At 67.8% G+C, this 22,805-nt stretch carries 22 protein-coding genes; 14 read left to right on the top strand and 8 right to left on the bottom strand.

What is annotated here, in order from left to right; genetic code table 11:
* Positions 1-135 precede the first annotated feature (135 nt).
* A complete protein-coding gene (locus AOZ06_RS39185) occupies positions 136-648 on the top strand; it encodes a hypothetical protein (RefSeq protein WP_054293992.1) in 513 nt (170 codons plus the stop codon).
* 325 nt (positions 649-973) lie between these two features.
* Here AOZ06_RS39185 and AOZ06_RS57150 read toward each other — a convergent pair whose 3' ends face one another.
* On the bottom strand, positions 974-1,303 hold the full coding sequence (locus AOZ06_RS57150) for a hypothetical protein (RefSeq protein WP_157233495.1): 330 nt from the start codon (positions 1,301-1,303) through the stop codon (positions 974-976).
* Between the two features lie 510 nt (positions 1,304-1,813).
* On the opposite strand from AOZ06_RS57150, the gene AOZ06_RS39175 reads away from it, so the two are divergent.
* Positions 1,814-3,358: a serine-rich family protein gene (locus tag AOZ06_RS39175; RefSeq protein WP_054293990.1), complete on the top strand. Its 1,545-nt coding sequence runs from the start codon at positions 1,814-1,816 to the stop codon at positions 3,356-3,358.
* Between the two features lie 61 nt (positions 3,359-3,419).
* Here AOZ06_RS39175 and AOZ06_RS39170 read toward each other — a convergent pair whose 3' ends face one another.
* Positions 3,420-4,163 (bottom strand): DUF4394 domain-containing protein, encoded by a 744-nt coding sequence (locus AOZ06_RS39170; RefSeq protein WP_218921854.1) that lies wholly within the window; start codon positions 4,161-4,163, stop codon positions 3,420-3,422.
* 376 nt (positions 4,164-4,539) lie between these two features.
* On the opposite strand from AOZ06_RS39170, the gene AOZ06_RS59260 reads away from it, so the two are divergent.
* The 4 genes from AOZ06_RS59260 to AOZ06_RS39150 all read left to right on the top strand — a co-directional run bounded on the left by AOZ06_RS59260 (position 4,540) and on the right by AOZ06_RS39150 (position 8,398).
* The gene (locus AOZ06_RS59260) at positions 4,540-5,619 is read left to right on the top strand and encodes a fasciclin domain-containing protein (RefSeq protein ID WP_063810190.1); all 1,080 of its coding nucleotides are present in this window, start codon (positions 4,540-4,542) and stop codon (positions 5,617-5,619) included.
* Between the two features lie 260 nt (positions 5,620-5,879).
* Positions 5,880-6,473, top strand: a complete 594-nt coding sequence (gene sigK / locus AOZ06_RS39160; protein WP_054293988.1) for an ECF RNA polymerase sigma factor SigK — start codon at positions 5,880-5,882, stop codon at positions 6,471-6,473.
* Complete coding sequence (locus AOZ06_RS39155) at positions 6,470-7,219, top strand: anti-sigma factor (protein WP_054293987.1); 750 nt, start codon at positions 6,470-6,472, stop codon at positions 7,217-7,219. The genes sigK and AOZ06_RS39155 overlap by 4 nt, the downstream gene beginning before the upstream one ends.
* A 204-nt stretch (positions 7,220-7,423) precedes the next feature.
* Complete coding sequence (locus AOZ06_RS39150; RefSeq protein ID WP_054293986.1) at positions 7,424-8,398, top strand: ferritin-like domain-containing protein; 975 nt, start codon at positions 7,424-7,426, stop codon at positions 8,396-8,398.
* Between the two features lie 163 nt (positions 8,399-8,561).
* Here AOZ06_RS39150 and AOZ06_RS39145 read toward each other — a convergent pair whose 3' ends face one another.
* Positions 8,562-9,641 carry a hypothetical protein gene (locus AOZ06_RS39145; RefSeq protein WP_157233494.1) on the bottom strand — a complete coding sequence of 360 codons (1,080 nt, stop codon included), beginning with the start codon at positions 9,639-9,641 and terminating at the stop codon, positions 8,562-8,564.
* 278 nt (positions 9,642-9,919) lie between these two features.
* Between AOZ06_RS39145 and AOZ06_RS39140 the strand changes: the two genes are divergently transcribed.
* The gene (locus tag AOZ06_RS39140; RefSeq protein ID WP_054293984.1) at positions 9,920-11,065 is read left to right on the top strand and encodes a S8 family peptidase; all 1,146 of its coding nucleotides are present in this window, start codon (positions 9,920-9,922) and stop codon (positions 11,063-11,065) included.
* A gap of 66 nt (positions 11,066-11,131) precedes the next feature.
* Here the strand turns inward: AOZ06_RS39140 and AOZ06_RS39135 are convergent, their stop codons facing one another.
* A complete protein-coding gene (locus tag AOZ06_RS39135) occupies positions 11,132-11,608 on the bottom strand; it encodes a DUF11 domain-containing protein (RefSeq protein WP_054293983.1) in 477 nt (158 codons plus the stop codon).
* 1,004 nt (positions 11,609-12,612) lie between these two features.
* Here AOZ06_RS39135 and AOZ06_RS57145 point away from each other — a divergent pair.
* Both AOZ06_RS57145 and AOZ06_RS39125 read left to right on the top strand, forming a co-directional pair.
* On the top strand, positions 12,613-12,780 hold the full coding sequence (locus tag AOZ06_RS57145) for a hypothetical protein (RefSeq protein ID WP_157233493.1): 168 nt from the start codon (positions 12,613-12,615) through the stop codon (positions 12,778-12,780).
* Between the two features lie 320 nt (positions 12,781-13,100).
* On the top strand, positions 13,101-13,457 hold the full coding sequence (locus AOZ06_RS39125) for an HPF/RaiA family ribosome-associated protein (protein ID WP_054297255.1): 357 nt from the start codon (positions 13,101-13,103) through the stop codon (positions 13,455-13,457).
* 11 nt (positions 13,458-13,468) lie between these two features.
* Here AOZ06_RS39125 and AOZ06_RS39120 read toward each other — a convergent pair whose 3' ends face one another.
* Both AOZ06_RS39120 and pdxR read right to left on the bottom strand, forming a co-directional pair.
* Positions 13,469-14,581 (bottom strand): amidohydrolase family protein, encoded by a 1,113-nt coding sequence (locus AOZ06_RS39120; protein WP_054293981.1) that lies wholly within the window; start codon positions 14,579-14,581, stop codon positions 13,469-13,471.
* Positions 14,582-14,667: 86 nt separating this feature from the next.
* The gene (gene pdxR, locus AOZ06_RS61420) at positions 14,668-16,092 is read right to left on the bottom strand and encodes a MocR-like pyridoxine biosynthesis transcription factor PdxR (protein WP_054293980.1); all 1,425 of its coding nucleotides are present in this window, start codon (positions 16,090-16,092) and stop codon (positions 14,668-14,670) included.
* A gap of 83 nt (positions 16,093-16,175) precedes the next feature.
* On the opposite strand from pdxR, the gene AOZ06_RS39110 reads away from it, so the two are divergent.
* Together AOZ06_RS39110 and AOZ06_RS39105 are read left to right on the top strand one after the other, a co-directional pair.
* A complete protein-coding gene (locus AOZ06_RS39110) occupies positions 16,176-17,015 on the top strand; it encodes an EamA family transporter (protein WP_054297254.1) in 840 nt (279 codons plus the stop codon).
* Positions 17,016-17,039: 24 nt separating this feature from the next.
* On the top strand, positions 17,040-17,855 hold the full coding sequence (locus tag AOZ06_RS39105; protein WP_054293979.1) for an MBL fold metallo-hydrolase: 816 nt from the start codon (positions 17,040-17,042) through the stop codon (positions 17,853-17,855).
* Between the two features lies 1 nt (position 17,856).
* On the opposite strand, the gene AOZ06_RS39100 is transcribed toward AOZ06_RS39105, so the two are convergent.
* Complete coding sequence (locus AOZ06_RS39100; RefSeq protein WP_054297253.1) at positions 17,857-18,240, bottom strand: hypothetical protein; 384 nt, start codon at positions 18,238-18,240, stop codon at positions 17,857-17,859.
* A 494-nt stretch (positions 18,241-18,734) separates the two neighbouring features.
* Positions 18,735-19,331: a hypothetical protein gene (locus AOZ06_RS39095; protein ID WP_157233492.1), complete on the bottom strand. Its 597-nt coding sequence runs from the start codon at positions 19,329-19,331 to the stop codon at positions 18,735-18,737.
* Between the two features lie 664 nt (positions 19,332-19,995).
* On the opposite strand from AOZ06_RS39095, the gene AOZ06_RS39090 reads away from it, so the two are divergent.
* The 3 genes from AOZ06_RS39090 (at position 19,996) to AOZ06_RS39080 (ending at position 22,732) form a co-directional block, all read left to right on the top strand.
* Positions 19,996-20,841, top strand: coding sequence for an arginase family protein (locus AOZ06_RS39090; protein ID WP_054293977.1), 846 nt, complete (start codon positions 19,996-19,998; stop codon positions 20,839-20,841).
* Between the two features lie 669 nt (positions 20,842-21,510).
* On the top strand, positions 21,511-22,077 hold the full coding sequence (locus AOZ06_RS39085; RefSeq protein WP_054293976.1) for a hypothetical protein: 567 nt from the start codon (positions 21,511-21,513) through the stop codon (positions 22,075-22,077).
* A gap of 238 nt (positions 22,078-22,315) precedes the next feature.
* Positions 22,316-22,732 carry a hypothetical protein gene (locus AOZ06_RS39080; RefSeq protein WP_054293975.1) on the top strand — a complete coding sequence of 139 codons (417 nt, stop codon included), beginning with the start codon at positions 22,316-22,318 and terminating at the stop codon, positions 22,730-22,732.
* The last annotated feature ends 73 nt before the right edge of the window (positions 22,733-22,805 follow it).

The following is a 22,805-nucleotide window of genomic DNA, read 5'->3' as shown; positions in this document are numbered from 1 at the left end:
GCGTGATCCGTCGACGAGTGATTCGGTGCGACCGCCGGGCCGGATTGGTCGGTCGCGTGATCGGGGCGGGGCGTGCCAATCCGGCCACGCCGCGGTTCCGAACACCGTCTGGTCAGCAGGGCGGGAGGGCTCGTGATGAGCGGCGCCGAACACGGCAAGTGCATGTCGTTGTGGCAGGCGGCGTACGTGTGGGCCGAGGCGATCACCGACGCGGGTGGGCGCTCGCCGTACGCGAGTGAGTCTGTGCGGGTCCTGCTGTGCTACGCGATCACCGTCGAGGCTCGGCACACGCCTGGTCTGGTGCCGGACACCGGTGTGGTGGAGGGACCGGAGGTGCTGGCGTCCATTTCGACTGTGACGTTGATGGACCGTCAGCTGCACACTTTCCTGGACGCCATGCTGGGCCTGCTCATGTCGCACGGCGTCCAGCCCGAGCCGTGGGAACCCGGCTTCGCGGCATTCCAGTCGTTGCGGAACTCCGCACTGCGAACGCCCGTGCAGTCCATTGTGGGAGATTCCGGCACGGACTGGAACCGCGTGGTCTCGGCGGCGCGCGACATGCTGACGAGGGTCATCACGCTGGTCGTCACCGACTCGATGACGGACGTGCCGCTTGCCCTGCTCGTGATTCGCCCGTCCGGTCCCTGATCCGGGGATTTCCTGCCCGCGCGTTTGGGGTGCGACAGCACGGGTACCCTGCCCCGTTTCGCGGTGTTTCCGGTGCTGTGCTTGGAAAAATTTGTGGACGTTGATCCCATCCGGCAGTGTCCGGGCCTCGAATGCCGGGTACCAGGTTGTCGCCCGATCGAGGGGAGGTGAAGTTCATGCGGGTGAAGTTGGTGACGAGTGTTCCGAATGATGTGACGGAAAGTGACATCCTCCAGCGGTTGGTCAAGGCTGTCGGGATGCTCGTCGGATTGACTGCAGGGTTGTTCCTCTTCGCACTGCTCACAGCGGGAAAAGCGAACGCCGGTCAGGACAACGGCAACGCACAGCCAGGTTTGCTGGGCGGTGTGACGAACGGTCTCGGTGATGTGGTCGACGCCGCGGTCGCTCCAGTAGCGCGGGGCGCGGCCACGGCGGTCGAACCGGTGATCACGCCGGTGACCGAGGCCGTAGCGCCGATCACCCGCCCGGTGCTGGCTCCGGTGACCCGAGCGTTGTCGCCGGTGTTGTCGGACGTGTCCGGTGTGGTCAAGCCGGTCACGGAGCCGCTTCTGGGGTCCGTGGTCCGTGCGGTGGATTCAGTGGTCAAGCCGGTGAACAAGGCGATCGCCGCCGAGCCGGTGGTCGACGCTGTCACTGGTCCCGAATCCCCGGGTGCCAGCAGGAATGATCGAGAACCGCGGCATTCACCGGACACCGGACGGACCGATCGGGAAACACAGCCGGTTGATTCGCCGGTGGTGGAGTCCGTGACGCCGTCGCTGGCGCCTCAACACCATGGCGTCACCCGGCACGCGGACACGAGGCCTGCGGATATCGTGCCTGTCCACAAGGTGAACACTGGCCTTCCGATGTGGTCGGTGAAGCCGGCGCCGAGTGCGCCACCGACACCACCGAGTGGTCCGGTTGCGACCGGAGCGCCCGGCGGTGTCACGAACGCACCGCATGGTCCAGGTGCTGATGGGTCCACTGTGACCGGTACACGCGTGTTGCCACGACCGGTTGGGTCATGGGGCGCGGCATCGGGCATGTCGGTGGGGCCGTCGTGGTGGACGTCGTACGGCAGGCATCATCCAAGTTGATCGTCCTTGTTTCTTCGCTGAGCTGAAGTTCTTCCCACGAAGCGATTGAAGGGCAAGGAAAAAGGATGCACAGGTACGTACGACGCGGCATCGTCGCCGCAGTCATGTCCGGCGGGTTCGTCCTGCTGGGCAACGCGGTCGCGAGCGCTGACACCGGTTCCGATGGCCCACTGGGTCTCGGCGGAACGCTCAACACCGTGCTGGGCAGCTCCCACGCGGGTGACGGCGGCGACTCGGGCAACGGCGGCAACGCCTCCAGCTCGAACAAGGCCGTGACCGGCAACTCCGGGAACTCGGGCAACTCCGGGTCGACCGGCGGGAACTCCGCCTACGGGCTCTGCGTGCTCGCGCGCTGCGAGACGCACGTCAGCTCGGGCAACTCCGGCAACACCGGATCGACCGGTGCGACTGGAAACGCCACGAACGCCAGCAACACCCAGGGCGGCAACTCCGGTTCGGCGGACAACGGCGGCAACGCCGCGACCCACACGAACGGGAACGCCACTCAGGGCGCGCGGCACCACGGCGGCAGCGTGTCAACGACTGTCGGGAAGGCCGTGGGCGGCAACGGCGGCGACTCGGGCAAGGGCGGCAACGCCACCAGCTCGAACAAGGCCGTGACTGGCAATTCAGGCAACTCGGGCAACTCCGGGTCGACCGGCGGGAACTCCGCCTACGGGCTCTGTGTGCTCGCGCGTTGCGAGACCTCGGTGACCTCAGGCGACTCGGGTGACACCGGCTCGACGGGCGCCACGGGTGACGCCACGAACATCAGCAACACCCAGGGCGGACACTCCGGCCCGGCGGGCAACGGCGGCGACGCCACTGTGGACGCCAACGCGACCAACGGCGTGAACTCGTCGGTGGTGCGTTCGCTGACCGGTGGCAAGGCTGTTGCGGGTAACGGCGGCGACTCGGGCAAGGGTGGCAACGCCTCCAGCTCGAACAAGGCCGTGACCGGCGATTCCGGTGACTCCGGCAAGTCCGGTGCGACCGGCGGCAACACTGCCTACGTGCTCAACCTGGGGAACAACCGTGGCTGGCACCGCACGTCGCACACCATGGTGACGTCCGGCGACTCGGGTGACACCGGCTCGACGGGTACCACCGGCGACGCGACGAACGTCAGCAACACCCAGGGCGGCAACTCCGGCGCAGCCGGCAACGGCGGCAACGCCACAGTGAACGCCACGAGCACCAACTCGGGCGGCTCGAAGTGGCACCACCGCGGTTCGTCCACAGTGACCGGCGGCAAGGCTGTCGCGGGCAACGGCGGCGACTCGGGCAACGGCGGCAGCGCCACCAGCTCGAACAAGGCCGTGACCGGCAACTCCGGTGACTCCGGCAAGTCCGGATCGACCGGCGGCAACACCGCCATCTCCAAGTCCAGCGACAAGCACAGCAAGCACCACGGCTGGAAGCACCACAGCTGGAAGAACCACGGCGACACCACGCACGGCACGTCGCACACCAACGTGACGTCCGGCGACTCGGGTGACACCGGCTCGACCGGCGCCACCGGCGACGCGACCAACGTGAGCAACACCCACGGCGGCCACTCCGGCCCCGCGGGTCACGGCGGGCACGCGGCCAGCCACGCGCGCGCCTGACAGACACACGAAAACCGGGCGGCACCAGGAAATCCTGGTGCCGCCCTTTCGCGTGCGCGACTCAGCCGGCGAAAGTCAGGCCTGCGACGTCGGTGAGCAACGGGGAGACCGCGCGGGCCCGGCCAGTCGTCAGGTCGACGCTGACCAGCAGAGTCAGCCCGTGTACCCGAACGGCCGCCACGGCCTTGTAGTCGCGGGGGTTGTAGGCGCCCGCGCTCGCGGTGCCGGTGATGTCGAAGCCGTTGACGGCGCCGATGTTCAGGCCCAGGCGGCCGATGGTGGTCAGTTGGCCGGTGTTCGGCGACACGACGGGCGTTTCGCCGGGCAGGCTGCCCTGTTTGACGAGACTGTCGCGGGCGGAGTCAAGGCCGTAGAGGGCGGTGGAGGTCGCTCCGGCGACGCTGTTGGTGTATCCGGATGCGGTGACTTGGGGTGTGCGGTTCTCGCTGGGGTAGCTCAAGGGAGTGTCGGTACCCGCGACGGCGCCTGTGTCCGGGTGGAGCCGGAGGTTCTGGCCCGTGTCGGTGACCACCCTGATCCGGTCGACGGTCGGGTTGAAGTCGAAGCCGATCGCTTTGCCCTGCAGCGCGATCGGGGAGCCGACCGCGGTGGCGGCCGCGGTTGCGGCGTCGATCCGGTACAGCTGACCGGAACGGGACAGCGCGTACAGGCCGCCAGTCGCGGGACGGGAGTCCAGTCCGATCAAGCGGTCGTTCTTGGCGACGCCGGTGATGCGTTTGCTGGACTTCGGAATCAGCCGGAGGGCCGCATCGTGACGGGTGAGCACACCGCTCTGACTGAGCACGAACAGGTCACCACCGCGGTGGCTCCCTTGTTTCGCTGGTGCCGCTGTCGCGGCTGTGCCACTGAGGCCAGCCGCGAGAACGCATGCTCCGACCACGGCCGTACGTATGGGTCTGCGCACAATCAACTCCTGTCGTCGATCAGGAAGTGTGTCCGCGCGCGACACGTCACGACGCGGGGTGGTCGCGAGTCGCGCACACAGCACATTCGGCACGGAACGGACGGCGGATGGGATGTGCGGGCAACTGGCCGGATCGGCTGCCTCGTTCTGTCGCGCGATCGGGTGATGCGCGGAAATGTCCGGCATCCGCCAATCCACTTGGCCCGCCGTGCCGAATGCCTGGCAGAACTTCGAAAGAACCCAAGGAGATCAAGAGATGCGTTTGCCACGTGCAGCCGCTGCGGTCATCGGCGGCGTCGCCCTGATGACCATGGCCGCCTGCGGATCCAGCGACATGGGCGCCTCCAGCCAGCCGTCCCAGGCCCCCGCCCCGACCAGCTCCGCGATGGCCGCCCAGTTCGGTCCGGCGTGTGGCGCTGTGCCCAAGGACGGCCCCGGTAGCTTCGACGGAATGGCGAAGGACCCGGTCGCGACCGCCGCGTCGAACAACCCGGTTCTGTCCACTCTGGTCACCGCCGTGAAGCAGGCAGGCCTGGTCGACACGCTCAACAGCGCCAAGGACATCACGGTGTTCGCCCCGACCAACGAGGCGTTCGCCAAGATCCCCAAGGCCGACCTGGACAAGGTGCTGGCCGACAAGGAGATGCTGACCAAGGTCCTGACCCACCACGTGGTCGGCAAGACCGTCAGCCCCACCGACCTCGCCTCGGGCACCTTCGACACACTGGCCAAGGACTCGATCACCACCTCCGGCAGCGGCGAGTCGTACAAGGTCGGCGACGCCAACGTGGTCTGCGGCAACGTCAAGACCGGCAACGCCACCGTCTACCTCGTCGACAGCGTGCTGATGCCCGCCGAGCAGTTCGGTGCGGCCTGTGCGTCGATCCCGAAGGACGGCCCCGGTAGCTTCCAGGGCATGGCCATGGACCCGGTCGCGACCGCCGCGTCCAACAACCCGGCGCTGTCCACTCTGGTCACCGCGGTCAAGCAGGCCGGTCTGGTCGACACGCTCAACGGTCTGAAGGGCGTCACCGTGTTCGCGCCGAGCAACGAGGCGTTCGCCAAGCTGCCCAAGGCCGACCTGGACAAGGTGCTGGCCGACAAGGCACTGCTGACCAAGGTCCTGACCTACCACGTCGTGCCGAAGACGGTCACCACCGCCGACCTGGCCGCCGGTAGCTTCGACACCGTCGAGAAGGGCAAGCTGACCACCTCGGGCAGCGGGCAGGACTTCACCATCGGCACCGGCGGCGCCAAGGTCGTCTGCGGCAACGTCAAGACCGCCAACGCCACCGTCTACATCATCGACTCCGTCCTGATGCCGCCGGCGGCGTAGATCCGGGTAACACCGCACAAGCAGGCTGCCGCCGCACCCCGATTTCATGCGGCGGCAGCCGTGTGCGTGTGCCCAGGCCCGGACACGTCGAAGTCCGTGACGCCCTGGGCCACGAGCTCGCGGGAGCGCGGATGTCTCCTTGGGTTGCGCTCCCGCGACCCCCACTTCCCCATGCCGTTCGCCGCCCGTCGCTGACCAGTGCAATCCGGTGGCGGCCCGGGTCCGAACACTTCTGTGGACCGACACGACGAGGAGCGGTGATGCGAGACCGGGGCCGGATTCAGTTCTCGCAGCACGACATCGCCATGCCCGAATCTCTGGACCAGTTGCTTCCCCGCGTCGCACAGGGTGACAGCCAGGCGTTCGAACAGTTCTACCGGCACCTGTCGGCACCCGTGTTCGGCCTGATCCTCCGCGTCCTGCGGGATCCGGCGCAGTCGGAGGAAGTCGCCCAAGAGGTGTTCCTCGAGCTGTGGCGCACCGCCGCCCGGTACAACGCCGGCCAGGGCAGCGTCCGGTCGTGGGCGATGATGATCGCGCACCGCAGAGCGGTCGATCGCGTCCGCATGGCCCAGTCCATCAGCGAGCGCGACACCAAGGCCGCACAGGTCGATCGTGCCCGCGACTTCGACGAGGTCACGGACACCGTCCTCGGCAACCTGGAACGCCAGCAGGTGCGGGCGTGCCTGGACAGCCTGACCGACGTCCAGCGCGAGTCAGTTCGCCTGGCGTACTACCAGGGCTACACCCACCGAGAGGTCTCCCAACTCCTGGACTGTCCACTCGGGACAATCAAAACCCGTTTGCGGGACGGACTCATCCGGCTGCGCGACTGTCTGGGAGCGACACCATGAGCACGACCAACGAGATCCACACCCTGACCGGAGCCTACGCCCTCAACGCCGTCTCCGACATCGAACGCAGAGAGTTCGAGAACCACATGGCGCACTGCGCCGCCTGTGCGCAGGAAGTGCTGGAACTCCAGGAAACCACTGCCAGGCTCGGCCGGACGACGGCCGCGGTCGCGCCACCCGCGCTCTGGGACAACGTGCACCGCTCGATCCGCACCACCCGCCAGTTGCCGCCCGTGCCGACCGCCGGACCGGTGCCGCCTCGACGTCGCCGCTGGCCCGCCCGGGTCGCCGCCGGTGCCGTGGCGGCCAGTGTGGTCGCTGCCGTCGCCGTCGGGTTCACCATGGCCGACCGGGAAGCGGACCTGGAGAACCAGCTCGCGCAGTCCCACAGCCAGGTCGACCGGATCAACGCCATCCTCGGCGCGCCGGACGCCGCGACGCAACGGCGGTCCGAACCCGACGGCCGGAGCGCGACCGCGGTGGTCTCCCGCCAGGCGAACGCCATGCTGCTCACGGCGCACGGGCTGCCCGCCCTCTCGCCGAACCAGTCGTTCCAGGGCTGGTTCGTGACCAAGGACGGCAGGAAGACCTCCATGGGGCTGCTGCACGCCTCGCAGGGAACGATGGTCATCCCGGACCTGGCCGCGGCGAAGGACACGTCGTTCCTGGCCATCACCGTCGAACCGCGCGACGGATCGGCGGCGCCGACCGGCAACGTCGTGATCACCGTCCCCGTCGCCGTGTGACCGATCACCGCTGACGTGAAACGTTCTCTGGTTCATCGGCGGGATGGTCGTCGACTTTTTCCTTGTGGATCAATCCATGGCGTGCGCAGCCTCGAATGAGCGATGTCCACGAAGATCGGTCCTGCCCGCGGCGCTGGTTGGCGCTGGCAGGAGACGCCCCTGCGCCCGGAGACCTCCCGGGCGCGGGCGGGAAGGAGATCGTACGTGTTTGGCAAGCGTTATGCCGCGAGGATGATCAGTCGCAGTGCGGGCAACCGCGAGGACCGGCGCCGTTTCCTGCAAGCCGCGGGTGTCGCCGGCCTCGGCGTGGTCGGAGCCGCGGCTCTCGGTTCCGCGACCGCGACGGCGGCACCCAGGGCCGCGGCCGCTCAGGTCAGCGACGCGGCGGTGCTCAACTTCGCGCTCAACCTCGAATACCTGGAAGCCGAGTTCTACCTGCACGCCGTCACCGGCAAAGGCCTCGCAGACTCGCTGACCACCGGCACCGGCACCCGCGGCGGCGTCACCGGCGGCCGTGCGGTGCGGTTCAAAACCAAGGCCGCCCGCCAGTACGCCCAGGAGATCGCCGCCGACGAGAAAGCCCACGTCGCGTTCCTGCGCGGCGCGCTGGGCTCGGCCGCGGTCAGCCGTCCCGCGATCGACCTGCAAAGCAGCTTCACCGCAGCCGCCCAGGCCGCCGGACTGGTGAAACCGGGCCGCAGCTTCGACGCGTTCGCCTGCGAGGAGAACTTCCTCCTCGCGGCGTACCTGTTCGAAGACGTCGGCGTCACCGCCTACAAAGGCGCGGCACCGTTGATCGACAACAAGACCTACCTGGAAGCCGCCGCGGGGATCCTGGCCGTGGAGGCGTACCACGCGGGCAACATCCGCAGCGCCCTCTACCAATACGACGGTGGCCTGCTCAACCTCGGGCTGCTCGGACGCGATCTGCGGGAAGCGTCGGTGAAGCTGTCCGACGCGCGTGACAGCCTGGACGGCAAAACCGACCTCGACCAGGGTGTCATCGACAGCCAAGGCCGCGCCAACATCGTGCCGGCCGACGCCAACGGCATCGCCTTCTCCCGCAGCCCCGGCCAGGTCCTCAACATCGTGTACCTGACCAACAAAGCCGCGACCTCCGGCGGGTTCTTCCCCAAGGGCGTCAACGGCGAGGTCAACACCAGCGACAACAACGCATAACCACCTGGCCTTGGTCGTCGGTTCGCCGACGGCCAAGGCCACTTCGCTCAACGCAGCCCACGACGATGTGCCGCAGTGCCAAGGGAGGACCGCGACAGCGGCTGTCCCTGTCATCGCCGCACTCGGAAGTCCTCGCGTGATCGGCGGGGGTTGAGTCAGCTCGTCACGGGCTGTACCGGAGCATCAAGGGGCGTTCCCCATGGTGTCCGCGCGTGCTGCCGACCGCCCAGATGTTCGGCACGATCGTCCCGCCCACCGCCAGCAACTGTCCATTGCGGATATCCGGCATCTCGTCGACGGTCCACGACGTGCGCCCCTCCCCGTCGTAGCGCAAGTGCATCGCCAACGGGCGCTGGGAGGCGGTGCTGCCGACCACGAGCGGAGTTCCGTACTCGGTCGTCACGGCTGTCAACCACCCTGCCACGCGGGGGATGTCCTCCTTGGTGAGCAGCCCGGTCGTCGAATCGACGTGGTATATCAACGGGACACGCAGCTGTGGCGAGGCTCCCACAGGGGCAGTCCAGCCGACGAGCCTGCTGGCGCTCGAGTCGTGACTCGTCACGTGTTCCTCGTAGCCAGGCCGGGGCGGCGGCGCCGGAAGCGCGGACCAGGACGTGCCATCGAAACGCAACGCGATGACCCGGCCCCCACGGTGGCGATCGTGGTCGATGCCGTACACGAACACCCCGTCGGTGCTCACCAGCGCGCCGGTCAGTTCGCTGGAGTCGTCCACCAAAGCGGGCGGCACCGGCACGACACGCCAGTGCGTGCCATCCCACTTGCGCACCGCACCCCGTTGCCTGCTCGTACTCGTCTGCTCCGCACCAACCGCCCACGCCGTGTTCTCAACGACAGGATCGGTTTCAATGGCACGCAGAACCGGGCGACCCGGGACAGGTACGCGCAGCCACTTGCCGTCCGCCCAACGCAGCGAGCCTTTCTCCGCCGCAGCCCACACGTGCCGCAGGGCGTGAACACGCCCCACGTCGGGTACGTCGACAGGCGCCCACTGGTCGGCGAATTCGCCGATGCTGCGCATCGCGTACGTCGACCCGTCGCGTCGCACTCCGAACGCCCAAGCGTTCGCCGACCCCTCGGGGATCGTGGCCACCGCGGTGAGTGCGCCATCAGAACCGGCATCACTTCGAGCCTGCCACCCGGATGTCTGTGCCCACGCGGAAGTCGCTGTGCCCAGCAGGGCAACGACCACCCCGGCGACCATGATTCGGCTTCTTCGGGTCACCGCTCCTCCGATCCTCGAACTCGGCCAGTGCGAACCAGTCTGTTCGCACGGAAGCGCGCGGTCCAGACCATTACGGTCGGCACCGGTCGGCGGGACGGCGTACGACCACGCCGGCGCGGGTGCCGGGGTCCGCCGTTCGACCCGGATTCCCGACGTTGGTAGGGCGGCCATTCGGGGTCTTTTCGGGTGGGCACGGAGCAATCGCGCAGCGGGACCGGGTGCGGCTCCTGCCGCTGGCCGTAGCCTGCGATCGTCCGGAAAGCAGACGAGGAGGTGCGATGAGGACGGGATCCTGGTTGGCGGCCACGGCGTTGGCAGCCGGTGGACTGATGGGTGTCCCTCCCGTCGCCGTGGCCGATGTGCTGGGCGCGAACACAACCGGCGCGATCGACGGCAGCTATGTGGTGGTACTCAAAGGACAACACCCCGTGCACGACCTGGCAGCACGCTACTCGGGCACGGTCGTGCACACATTTTCCCATGTTTTCAACGGTTTCTCGGTACGAATGACGGAACGCGACGCACGCCGTGCCGCCGCGGACCCCGCGGTGTCGTACGTGCAGCAGAACCAGCGGATACGGGTCTCCGACGAACAACGCAACCCGCCTTCGTGGGGACTGGACCGGGTCGACCAACGACGGCTGCCGATGGACGACGTCTACCGGTATCCCGGCACGGCGTCGAACGTCACCGTCTACATCGTCGACACCGGGGTCCGGATCAGCCACCGGGACTTCGGCGGACGTGCGGTCTGGGGAACGAACACCGTGGACAACCAGAACGTGGACTGCCACGGGCACGGAACCCATGTCGCGGGCACCGTGGGCGGGCTGGATCACGGCGTGGCGAAGAGCGTTCGGCTGGTCTCCGCCAAGGTGTTCGACTGCGACGGCAACGGAACCAGCGAACAGCTCGCGAAGGCGCTGGACTGGGTGGTGGCCAACCACGTGTCCGGCCCGGCCGTGGCGAACATGAGCCTCGGCGGACCCGCGCCTGACCGGGTGATCGAGGACGCCGTACGGCGGGTCATCGCCGACGGTGTCGTAGCGGTTGTGGCAGCGGGCAACGACTCCGACGACGCCTGCCGGCACTCGCCATCCCGGGTGCGGGAAGCGTTGACCGTCGGGTCGATCGGCGGGTCGGACTACCGGTCGTACTTCTCCAACTACGGCAGCTGCGTCGATCTGTTCGCGCCGGGGGAGAGCATCACTTCGGCGTACAACGGCAGCGACACGGACTGGGGTGACCTGTCCGGGACGTCCATGGCCACACCCCACGTGGCCGGTGCGGCGGCGTTGCTGCTGTCCCGCAACCCCGCGCTGACACCGGCCCAGGTCGCGACCACGTTGCTGAACGACTCCACCAAGAACGTGGTCGTCGATCCACGGGGCTCACCGAACCGGCTCCTGCTGGTCAGCCAGTAGCCCCGGCTGCGTTCTCCGCGGACGACCCCAACAGCGCCAACCACAGGACCAGTTGTGAAGGGGCACTCAGCAGTACAGCGTTGGCACGGGCGGCGGGGGGAACCCGCCGCCGAGGTAGGTGCAGTACTCGCTGTCGGTGTCGTTGGCGCTGTTGGGGTCCAGTGGTGTGCTGACTGTCCGTGCCGCTGTGTTGGCGAAGCGGGTGGGCGGACCGCCGAGCAGGAAATACGTGGTGGTGGAGATCGTCGCAGTGCCGCCGACGGGCAGCGGGCCGAAGGGGCACGTGAGCGTGTCGGCCGCGGCGTCGAAGGTGCACGGCGCCGGCTGTGCCACCCCGGCGTCGGCGCCGAACCGCACGACGATCGTCGCGGAGGTGAGCGGTTCCGGGCCGTGGTTGGTGATCGACAGTTCGACACGGGCACCGGGGAGCACGATCGTCGACGTCAAAGCGAGGTCGACGGAGATGTCAGCGCGTGCGGGTAACGGGACGTTCGCGGCGCCGCTGAGCAGGGTTGCGGCGAGCAGTGCTGCGGTCGTCAACACGGTCTGGTCCTTCCTTCGGGAGGCGCGTCAGCAGACCAGCAGCGGGCCTGGCGCGAGGCAACAACCGCCGCGGCACCGACGCCTCCTCCTCGGCGTGGTCTTCCAGAATCGCCTCGGCACGCAGCGCTGCCAACCGCTCACCAGCGGAACGCAGGTCGTGACAATCGCACCTGCGGACGTACCGACAAAGCGACGCCACCTGGTCACAGGGCGAACCGGTCGAGTTCGGTCCACGCCCGAACCGCACTGCTGTACGGCGAACGGTTACGCCGCCAACGCCACCGAACCGACGCACGCAGCCACCTGACCGACGCGCTGACCGGATTCGAACGGCTCGGCGCCCACGGCTGGGCCGCGCGAGCCCGGACCGAACTGACCGCACTCGGCGACCGGCCAGTCGCCAGGCAACACGACCGGGACCCCCGCCGCCCGGCTCACCCCACAGGAACTCCAGGTCGTCCGGCTCGCGGCCGACGGGCTCAGCAACCGCGACACCGCCGTAGCGAACACCGCCACAGCGGCAGCGCGTGACCAGTCGTTGCTGGTATCCGGTTGCCTGGGTCGCCGGTTATCAGGAAGAACGGAGCACTGTTTGCCCGGGACGCGGCCTGCGAGGCTGACGGAACAACCGGCTTGTCGCACCGTCGATCCGGGCTGCTGGTGAGTCGCGACGCAAGGAGTGCTTTGGTGACCAAGCAAACGCCGCGTGCCGAGAGGATGAGCGCTGCTTTCACCCCGCGGCTGTGGTGCACACTGATCCTGCTCGCGGCCGCGGTGGCGCTCGACGTGGGAAGCGTGGCCGTGGTCAACCCGGCCTTGCCCGACATCGGGCGGGAACTGCACGTGGACGCAGTGGACGATGACCGGCTACGGGATCACGTTCGCGGGCTGCCTGCTGTTGGGCGGCCGGCTCGCCGATGTCCACAGCAGACGACTCGTGCTGGCGGTGGGCATCGTCATCTTCGCTGTGGGCGCGCTCGTCCCGATCATTCGTACCGGCGGCGATGGCGCTGCTGTTCCAGGTTTTCCCGGAAGGCAGACTGCGCAACCGCGCCCTGGGGGTCCACACCGCGGTCGGCGCGGCCAGTTTCGGCGTCGGCTTGGTACTCGGCGGGGTGCTCACCAGCGCGTTCGGCTGGCACGCGGTGTTCGGACGTAGTAGTCCACGCTGATCCCGGCGAGCCGGGCGATCTCCGCGCCGCGCAGCCCAGGGGTGCGCCTGCCGCCCGGAGGAGGTCAGACCGACCTCCTCCGGGCGGAGCCGATCCCGCCGGGACCGCAGGAAATCGCCGAGTCCCTTTCGTGTCCGCACCCCATCAGTCATGGCGGCGGGGTAGCCCCGCACCACCTCGGCAACGTGGTGATTCCACTACCAGGCAGACGGTTGCCGGCATCGCGGCGGCTCGCCGCTGACCTCGGCAACCTGCAAGGTGGCCGGCGTTCGCCTAGGGTGGCGTGATCCGCATGTCGTAGTTTTGCCGGGAGGATGTTCGTGCAGATCCAGGTCAACACCGACCACAACATCGATGGTGGCGAGAAGCTGGCTGCGTACGTGACGAGTGAACTGGCTTCCAGCCTGTCGCGGTTCGAGCAGTGGCTGACTCGCGTGGAGGTGCATCTCACTGTGGACGCTGCCGGGCGGGTCGAGGACAAGCGCTGCGTGATCGAGGCCCGCCCGGCCGGCGCGCAGTCCGTCGCGGTCACCCACCACGCGGGCACGGTGGACGACGCGTACACCGGAGCCGCGCAGAAGATGGCGAAGGTGTTGGACACCAAGTACTCCCGTGCGCACGACCACAAGGGCGGTGACACGATCCGTCACATGGAGCCCGTCGACGACTCGAACTGACCGCTTGATGTTCAGCGGTGTCGCAGGCGCCGGGCAATGGACGGGAAGAGGTCCAGGGCGTTGCTGCGGTTGATCCGGTCGCGTAGCTGCCGGTCCAGCCCGGGGTCGCGATCGAACGCCGCCGCGGTCACCGCGACCTCTTTGGCCGGGGTTGCGGGCCAATCAGATCCGTACAGGATGTGGGTCGGCGGCACGGCATGCAGGAGAGTCGGGGTGGCGTAGGGCGACGTGGGCTGCGCTGTGTCGTAGTAGAAGCGTTTCAGGGCCGTGCGCACGCTCTGCACGTCAGGCCCTTCGCCCAACCTGCCTGCGAGTTCGAGCCTGCCGCCGATGTACGGCAGGAACCCGCCGCCGTGACTGAGGATCACCGACAGGTCCGGGCACTGCTGGAGGGTCTTCGACGTCATCATGCTCAGTGCCGCGCGGGTCGTCGCGAGCATGTAGTCGGCAACGTAGTTGTCCACCCCGGGTATCACCCGCCCGTGTTCGCCGGGCAGGTTGTCCGGGTGGACGAGGATCACGGCCTTTCGCTCGTTCAGCTCGGCGAAGACGCGCGTGAACGACGGGTCACCGAGGTATCGGGCCGTTTCCGGGGTCTGCCCGACGTGGGTCATCATCAGAACCCCGTCGGCGTCGAGCTGGTCGAACGCGTAGCGGATCTCGGACAGTGCGACGTCGATGTGCGGCAACGGAACGTAAGCCAGGAAACCGAACCGCGCCGGGTGGTCGCGGGCCAGTTCGGCGAGCGCCTCGTTGATCACTCGGGCCGCTCGCTGCGCCACTGCCGGGTCGCCTTCGACGACTGCCGTCGGCAGGGGTGCCGACGCGACTCCGACGGCGATCCCGCCGGCGTCCATGGTTGCCAGCGTTTCGTCCAGGTCCCACTTCGCCCAACGCGGCCACCGGTCACGGTCGGCGGGGAGAAGGCCCTGCTGTACGGCCCATTCCTGCATCGCGGGTGGAGTCGCATGGTGGTGTGTGTCGATTCGCCCGCGGTGTCCCTCGTCGACCGTCGCAGCCGCGCCCGGTGTCGGCAGCCCAAGGCTGCCGGCGGCTACCGCTGCCGATGTCGCGATCAGGAAGCCCCGCCTGCCGACGCCGTGCTGTTTGTCAGTGTTTGCCACGCGGCAACGTTGCCACGCGCCACAGCTCGAAGCAGTACCGGCAACACCAGATCTGCCGGTGGGGCTGTCCCTACCCCTGCCAGCATCTATCCATTATGGACGGTTTGGACGGCTTCGGCGAGGGTGCGGATGCCGCGGCGGATCCGCAGTTCACTGACGTTGCCGAAGCCGAGGACGAGAGCGGGCGGGTGCGGTTCGGTGCCGGCAGGTGCGAAGCGGTAGTGGGTTAGCCCGTTGACCCGGACGCCCATCGCCGCCGCGGTCGACACGACGGCGCGTTCGGATGTTCCGTCGGGCAGGTGCAGCAGGGCGTGGCAGCCGGCTGCCAGCCCATGCAGCCGGTCCGGGCCGAAGGCTCGTTCAGTCTCGGCTGTCAGCACGTCCCGGCGTGCGCGGTAGATCTCCCGTACGCGTCGCAGGTGGCGGTCGAACCGGCCTGACTCCATCAACAGAGCCAACGCTTCCTGGTCCAGCATGGGCGCGCCGCGGGAACTGAGCCGTTGCTCCTCGGCGATTCCCGGCACGAACCGCGGTGGTGCGAGCACCCAGCCCAGCCGGATCGCGGGCGCGAGCGTCTTGCTCACCGACCCCAGCGCGATCACGCGGTCGGGGTTGAGGCCCTGCAGCGAGCCGACCGGCTGACGGTCGTAGCGGAACTCGGCGTCGTAGTCGTCCTCGAGGATCACCCCGTCGACCTCGTCTGCCCAGGCGACCAGGTCGCGTCGCCGTGACGGGCCGAGCGCGACACCGGTGGGGCACTGGTGGGCCGGTGTCAGCAACACCGCCCGTGCGCCGGTCTCGCGCAGGCGGTTCACGTCGAGGCCATGCTCGTCGACTGGAACCGGCACGGCGGAAAGGCCCGCGCGGCGAGCGATGATGTCGTGCTCACGAGGGCCGGGATCCTCCAGTGCGATGCACTGGATGCCGTGCTGGGCCAGCGTTGCGAGGGTCAAAGCCAGCCCCAGCCGGAAACCCGACACAACGACGGCGTCCGCGGCGACCGCGCACCCCGACCGGACACGACGGTGGTAGGCGGTGACGACCTCCCGCAGGTGCCGCGAACCGGACGGGTCCTCGTCACCCAAGCCGGCCGTCGGCAGGGTCCGTGTCGCCTCCGACACCGCCCAGCTCCAGTCGGCCAACGGCACCGAACCGAGATCGGGGATGCCGTACTCGAAGTCGACCTCGACCGGCCGGGACGGCGAGGCAGAGCCAAACGTTTGCCGAGCGGGCTCGACGGCCGGCACAGCGGCCACCCGCGTCCCGGAACCGACCGTCGACTCGACGTACCCCTCGGCCAGCAACTGCTCATAGACGTCAACGACCGTGCCGCGGGACACGCCAAGCAGGTCGGCCAGGCGCCGGCTCGACGGCAAACGCTCCCCGGCGCCGAGTCGCCGACCACGGATCGCCGCCCGCACCTGATCCTGGATCTGGATCCCGAGCGGCCCGGCGCTGCGGTCCAACGTCACCAGAAGGTCGGGGCCACCACGTCCCCATTTGACGGTCATGCCACCAGTACATCAAATGGTCCACTCCAGGGGTCGGAAAATGGCCCTTCAGAGTGGACCGCATCGGCCGCAGGCTCGATGCCATGAACCTCGGACTCCTCCTGGCGCTCTCGGCGGCCCTCGCCTACGGCGCCGCGGACTTCATCGGCGGCGCCGGTTCGCGCCGGCACTCGCCGTGGCAGATCGTCCTGGTCGGGCAGGCCACCGGAGCGCTCGTCACGCTCCTGGCCGGTCTGACGCTGCCGGGCAGCCCGGACCTGTCGGATTTCGGCTGGGCGCTGCTGGCCGGAGCCGGCTCGGCCACCGGCAGCATCTTCCTGTTCCGCGGGCTGGCCCGCGGCCGGATGGGCCTGGTGGCGCCGATCTCGGCGGTCGGGGCCGCTGTCCTGCCCGTGCTCGTGGGGGTGGTCCTCGGCGAGCGTCCCGGATGGCTGGTCTGGGTCGGTGTGCTCGCCACACTGCCGGGAATCTGGCTGGTCTCCCGTGAGGCCGCGCCGGATCGACCGGCGTGTGCGCGGGGAGCGCTTGTCGACGGAGCCATCGCGGGCGTGGGTTTCGGGGTTCTGTTCATCGCACTCGCCCAGATCTCGGCTGACGCCGGCCTGTTGCCCCTTGCCGCGAACCAGTTGGCCGGTGCGGTGCTGACTGTCGCCGCCGCCACGAGCCTCGGACAACCGTGGCGCCCTCGCCGCGGCGTGCTCGGCTGGGGCAGCGCCTCCGGCGTGCTGGGCGCATCCGGCACACTCGCGTTCATGGTCGCTACCGGAGCGGCGAGCCTCGGCGTCGCCGGAGTCCTTGCCTCGCTCTACCCGGCGGTCACCGTGCTGCTCGCGGCCGGCGTACTCGGAGAGCGAATCGGTGCCAGGCAGCGAACGGGCATCGGTATCTGCATCATCGCTGTTGCCACGCTGGCACTCGGCTGAGCTGACTACGAGCGGAGGAATCCCATGCTGACACAGGTCGCTGACGGTGTGCTGGTCCACCAGAGCGAGTTACTCCTGAACAACACCGTTGTCGTGCAAGGCGGGGCCGGTGTGTTGCTGATCGACGCCGGGATCCGGGGCGACGAAATGATCTGCCTGGCCAACGACCTGCGTGAACTGGGCCAGCCCGTTGCGGCGGGCTTCTCGACACATCCCGATTGGGACCACGTGCTCTGGCATGCCCAACTCGGCGACGTGCCTCGTTACGGTACAGCGCGCTGTGCGGCCGTCATGCGGGATCTGCTGGCGAACGCGGACTGGAAGACCCGCGTCCACGAAGGACTGCCACCGGAAATCGCCGAGGAGACACCGCTGGACCTGTTCGGCCTCATCACGGGTCTGCCTGGGGAAACCACGCACGTTCCTTGGGACGGCCCGCGAGTCCGCGTCATCGAGCACCCGGCGCACTCCCCGGGCCACGCGGCACTGCTGATCGAGGAACACGGGGTGCTCGTCGCCGGTGACATGCTCTCCGACGTCTTCGTCCCGATGCTCGACGACGTGAACGGCACCAACGACCCGATCGAGGAGTACCTCGTCGGGCTGCGACGGCTCGAAGACGCGGCCGACGACGTCGATGCCGTCATTCCCGGGCACGGATCCGTCGGCAGAGCCGATCAGGTAATGGCAAGGATCGACCTGGACCGTGCGTACGTCCGTGCTCTGCGGGACGGGGACGTTGTCGACGACCCGCGGATCGGCCCGTCGGCCAAACCCGGCTGGGAGTGGGTAAGCGACATACACGCCGGGCAACTCCGGCGCTTCGCCCGAAAAAACTAGCCTACGCCTGGTTCAGGCGAGCCAGCGCCGCACGCCAGACCAAGCCCTGGTCGAACTCGTCGGCGTGCCAATTGTGGGCAGCGATCCTGCCACGGGTCCGGTACTTCTTCATGATCCGAACATGCGGCGGCCACCGGACGAAACCCGACAACGCCGCGGCACTCGTCCACACCGAGACGGAGCCGCTCCGTCGTCGCGCGGGCTTTGTCCACAGCCACATCCCGACTGCTCCGTCGAGCGTGGCCCAGCCGCGGCGCAGGCCGTAGCCCGCCAAGGCGATACCGGGCAGGTCCAGCACACGGCTGCTGGTGAAGTCCGTGACGCTGACGAACACCTGACCTGTCCACGCTTCCTGCGGACCTGCCCGCCAATGGCTCCTGATCATGGCCATCAACCTACGAGCTCGTCAGCGGCCCACTCCAGATCCAATTCTCCGCACCATCGACTGGGCCAAATGCCAGCGGAACTGCCATCGACGTGCAGACGGCGAACGGCCCGTCGATCCACGTGCTGGGGGAAGCACGGGATCGACGGGCCACTTGCAGACGTATCCTCGTTGGGGTCGGACTCCTTGCGTGAGCGACCACCTACGCCTGCGTTCCAGGGAGGGTGCCCGCATCGCCTGTGTCTCCTATGTGGACACCCTCGGCGCAGCAGTCCATACTGCTGTTCGGCGGTTGTGCCAGCCGGGCGCTTGCGGGCGCTCGGCTGACACAACCATCCTTTCGCCACTCTGTGGCGGGTCCTGGCGGCACCCCGAACCGAAACCGCTGGGACCCGTCACGGAGCAGACCTTTGGCTACGCGGCGGTGTCAGCCTGTGCCGCGCGCGGTTCGTCCTGACGACCGGCACACGCCTGCCAGTCGCATGTGGACGGTGTTACTTCTTGCCGCCCAGCAGGTGGCCGGCCGAGCCGATCAGGCCGCCGCCACCGTTGCCGCTGTTGTTGCCCGAGCCGGCGGCGTTTCCGACGGCGTGGCCGTTGGAGCTGCTGCCCGCACCGGTGGCGCCGTGGGTGTTGTCACCGGCCTGCGAGGAACCCTGGTTGGAGGTGCAGGAGTTGTCCTCGATGGTGGTGGAGACGTTGCCGTCGCTCAACACGTTGATGTGCGGCTGCTTGGCCAGCTCGTCCACGTCCACAGCGACCGGCACCAGGCCGACCAGGCTCTGCGCGTTGAGGTCTTCCAGCGGGCGGTTGGCAACGCAGCCCAGGTTCGGCGACACGTTGACGTTGTTCAGGGCGTTCACGGGCACCAGGCCCTGCTGGACAACGTTGTTGTCCTCGCTGTGCGTGGACTTCTTGCCGTGGGTGGTCTCCTTGGCGGGAGCCTTGCTGGCGTGCACCGTGACCTGCATGGTCTCGGGCTTGCCTGCCTGGCTGTCGGCAGGCTCACCAGCGAAGGCGGAGCCCCCGGCCGCAGCGAATCCGGCTGCGGTGAGAGCGGCGACAATGACGGTCTTCTTGAACAATCGCACGGTGCATATTCCTTTCGGTGCGGGTCCGGAATCTGATTGTTGACCACCGGGGTGGAACAGGCCTCCATAGGTGGAGGCCTTCCGTGAGGAGCACGTTACAACAAACGTGGGGCGCGGAAAGGCCCGATAACACCATCGTGTGATCAGAAAAATTTCTTTCCAGCCATCCGGTGAATGTGTATCCCTCTCGTCGCGTCTGCCCGGCGGCGTGGCCACGTTGATTCGCCGCATCCACGTGAGGATGAGAGAGGGGGGTGAAAAGGCGAGGACGGCTTTCTGCTAACGTGGCGAACCGCGTTGACACCACAGCGTCACCCACTTCCCGCCAACGGATGTAGCCCGGCCGGTCGCGTGGTCACACCTGGCGTCGAGAACCCACGATGCCCAGCTCGCGGCCGTCCTGGCGATGTCAATGTCGACGTCTGAAAGTCACCATGGAAGGTGCGCGCACATAACACACCTGCTCGTCCGGTCGGCAGCTGCTCGGATAACGGACGTTCAGCTCGATAAATGATGTCGGCACCCCATTTTGGACCCGTGGTCCCGCGCTCGTCAGCGGGAGGCGGGCAACCATTGCGTGCGACGCGATAAAAAGATGCCGGCGAGCGCTGTACCCTCGAGTGATACACCAAACCTGGTGTCGCGAGCGGCGCGGAGGTGCCAGATGACCCGCATGAGGATCATCTCGATGCCCTACCACGACGGCCGGCGGGATGTGGATCGCGGATGCGGCCCGGAACACCTGTTGCACGCATGTTCCGACGTCTTCGGAGAACTCCCCGGCTCAGTGGTGACGGTGGGGCCGATCGATACCGGGCAGCCGGAGGCCGCCAGGGTCTTCCACCTGGCGGACCTGCTCGGACGTGAAGTGCGCGCGGCTCGTGACGAAGGACTGTTCCCACTGATCCTCGCGGGTGACTGCAACAGTTGTGTGGGAACGGTCGCCGGATGCGGCGGTAATGGCCTCGGAGTGGTGTGGCTCGACGCGCACCCGGACTTCGACACATCGGAACGCAGCCACACAGGATCGCTCGACGCGATGGGGCTCGCGGTGATCACCGGGCACGACTGGGCGGTGTTGCGCAGCGGGGTCACCGGCTTCACCGAAATCGCGGAGGACCACGTCGTCCATATCGGAGGCCGTGACTTCGAGCCAGGGCAGCGCGACGACTTCCGGAGCTCGAACATCCGCATTCTGGAAGGAAACACGTTCACCGGCCCGGAACTCACGGCGGCACTGGACGACCTGCGCGCCCGCACGAACCGCGCATACCTGCACATCGATCTCGACTGCCTCGACCCGAGTGAGGGAATCGCCAATCAGTACAGCGCCGACGGCGGCCTGAGCCTGGCGAGGCTGCTGGAAATCGTCAACGCGGTCTTCGACCGCTTCGAGGTAGCAGCGGCCGCGGTGACCGCGTACCACCCGGGCAGCGACATCGACAACCGGATGGCCGGTACGGCAAGCAAAGTGTTCGCCACCGTAATGCGCCGCGCCGACGAACAGTAGTTCCGTCCGAAGTAGACTTGGACGGGCACTGACGGTGATTGCATCATTACTCACCGCGCTGGTGGTGTGGGTGCCGCCGCTGTCGGCAGCGCCGTCACCTGCGTTGATTGCGGATGAGGCGCCTGATGCGACGTCGGCGCTGCTTGCCGCACGAGCCGGGAACAAGTCGGTTCGAGTGCTCGGCGAGACCGGCGAGTCGACCGAGGTGCGGGCGAACCCGGACGGGACGATGCGGCCGACTCAGCACGCGTGGCCTGTTCGGGTGAGGCGTGGTGACAGCTGGGAACCGGTGGACACCACGCTGGTGAAGCGTCCTGATGGGACAGTCGCGCCCAAGGCGGCAGTGGTGCGTGTGGCGTTGTCCGGCGGTGGTGACGGCGCCCCGATCGTGACGGTCGGCAAAGGCGACGTCGAAGTGGGTCTCGGCTGGCCACGCGCGTTGCCGCAGCCGCAGCTAGACGGTTCGACGGCGACCTATCCCGACGTCTTCGCAGGCGTGGACCTGAAGGTGACCGTCGATGCGACGGGCTTCAGCCAGTTGCTGGTGATCAAGACCGCGGCGGCGGCCAAAAACCCCGAACTCAAAACGGTCTCGTTCCCCTCGTACACAGCGAGGGTGGCAGGGTCGAAGCGGCCGATGGCAGGTTGCGGGTCGGCACAAACGGGCCGGTGTTCGCGGGCAGCGCCGCACGAATGTGGGATTCCACAGGGGCACCCGTCGAACAGGATCTGCTGGCGGGCAACGCGGAGGGCCTCAGGTCGGCCACGATGCCGGTGGAGGTGTCCGATACCGCGGTGTCGATTCGTCCGGATCAGGCGTTCCTGGCCGACCCCGCGACAACCTACCCGGTTCACATCGATCCCGGTTACCGTTGCACCGACCGCGGTAAGACCGATCACATGGTGGTGCAGTCCGCCTGGCCGGACGCGAAGAACTTCAACCGCACCGACGGCAAACTCAACGACCTCAAGGCCGGGTACGTTTGCGAGCAGGGAACGTGTTTCGTTTCCCAGACGTTCTTGCGAATGAAGACGTACCAAGTGGCCGGTCGCTGGGTCAGGTCTGCATACCTGCACCTGCACACGGACCACTCGTTCCACCACTGCGGAGGCCAGGGCGAGGAACACTGCAGGGTCACGGTTGCGCGTGCAGTGGGCAGGGCTTGGACATCGATGTGGTGGAAGCGATTCGCAGGGGCGCCAACGAAGGCCGCAACGACGCGACTCTGCTGTTGACCGGCTCCCGCGAGACGGACAACTCGTCGTGGCGGCGGTTCAATTTGCTCAACAGCCCGCCTTACCTTGTTGTGGACTACAACAGCTACCCGAATGCGCCCTACGACTTGGGTATCGAGGGCTATGGGCCGGACGCGGGTCACGCCCTGTCTTGCGCTATCGGCGGCAACCGCAGTCTTGTGGGCAAACGCGCACCGCGGTTGCGGGCTCGGGCGTTAGTTTCCCGCCTGGTACACGGGTGCTGATGGCGGACGGTTCGTCGAAGCCGATCGAGCAGGTCAAGCTGGGCGACGTCGTGCTGGCGACGGATCCGGCGACTGGTCGTACCGAAGCTCGCGCTGTGACGGCGACGTGGGTGCACGACAACGAGTTCACCCGTACTGAGTCGACCGGCGACACGGACGGCTCCGCGGGTTCGGCGACGGCGACGATCGAGGCCACTGATTGGCACCCGTTCTGGGTCGCCGACGGGCAGGAGTGCCCACGCCACCAAGAACACACCAAAGCCCCAGAGCCCAAAGGCATCTGCCCAGAGGTCAGCCCCGGCGAGGGAGAATCCCGTTCCGTGCAAAAAGATCAGAGCCTCGAAAAGAAGAGACCACGCGGCCAACACGAAACAACCCGTTCGGGTGGCGAAGGTGTGGGGAGCGACTAGCAGGGGAAGTCAAAGACCATGCGCAACATGACGACGGTACGAGCGGGGATGAGCGAGACAACGGAGCGCCCTC

The sequence above is a fragment of the Kibdelosporangium phytohabitans genome (assembly GCF_001302585.1).
Taxonomy (GTDB): Bacteria; Actinomycetota; Actinomycetes; order Mycobacteriales; family Pseudonocardiaceae; genus Kibdelosporangium; species Kibdelosporangium phytohabitans.
Note: the sequence above shows the minus strand (reverse complement) of the source record. Positions and strands in the feature narration are given on the sequence as shown.